A 950-nucleotide genomic window follows, 5' to 3' on the forward strand; every position below is an offset into this window, starting at 1 on the left:
CCATTACTCTGAAACGTGAGATACCCGAAGCGATGAAGCCGCGTCGTATCGCGATTACGTCCTCTACAGCACGTGCGGAGGAAGCCGTGCCCCAGATTGAGGCGCGGAAAGAGGCAGCCTGATGGCGTGACGAAAACTCTTCCCCGGCCATTCATCCGGCCGGGGAAGAATCTCGAAAGGTCATGAGCATGAAGAGGATGAAAATATCTCTGTCGTGCGCTGCTCTGAGCTTGTCTCTACTGAGCCAGTCGGGCGCACATGCTGGTGATGTTGTCCGGACGACTGCAACATCGTTCGATGCAAGGGCGACTGAGGGAACGTCCACAATCCCCAAAACCGGGGCTCGCACTCATTACGAAGACGGCACAGGTGATATGCTGGTCGACAGCTTGAACGCAAGCCAGTTGGATCAGAACTACAAGGGGCCGGTCTACTCTCCCGGACAACCCATTCCGCCTTTCCGGCCCATCGACACAGATCATCTGGCACCGTCAGGGCCAGAGACGGCGAAGAAGACGTCCTCATCGCACGAGACATAGTGGGGATTGAGTAAAGGCGGCGTTATAGACCGCCTTTACTTCGATCCTTCAGGATGAAGACCGTTCAGGCTCACAGCGGGCCGCAGAATTATCTTTGAGATGCGCCTGTTCCCTGGCATCGCGCGCGACACGCGCATCCTGCTCGCGGACCAGCCAGTAGACAATGCCCAGCGCCAGAACAGCCGCCGAGAGAGCGAACAGTTCCATGGCAGTCACATCATGCAAATCCAGCAGGATGAATTTGCGGGCAATCGCCAGGAGGGCGATCAGGACGATGGTTCTCACCCGGATGACGTTCTCATGCTGTGCAAGAACGACCAGCAGGGAGTGTTTGAACTCAAGAGCGATGATAACAGTAAAGATCGCGCCAAAAATCGCCTGGAAGATCGTCTGGTTGATCGGATCGATTCC

At 56.2% G+C, this 950-nt stretch carries 1 protein-coding gene; it reads right to left on the reverse strand.

Features of this window, described 5'->3' with window-relative positions; genetic code table 11:
- Positions 1-587: 587 nt before the first annotated feature.
- A partial coding sequence (locus tag HK23_RS13925) for a phosphate-starvation-inducible PsiE family protein (protein WP_179193920.1) occupies positions 588-950 on the reverse strand: 363 nt, incomplete at its 5' end.

It is taken from the genome of Acetobacter malorum, from assembly GCF_002153605.1.
Classification (GTDB): Bacteria; Pseudomonadota; Alphaproteobacteria; order Acetobacterales; family Acetobacteraceae; genus Acetobacter; species Acetobacter malorum_A.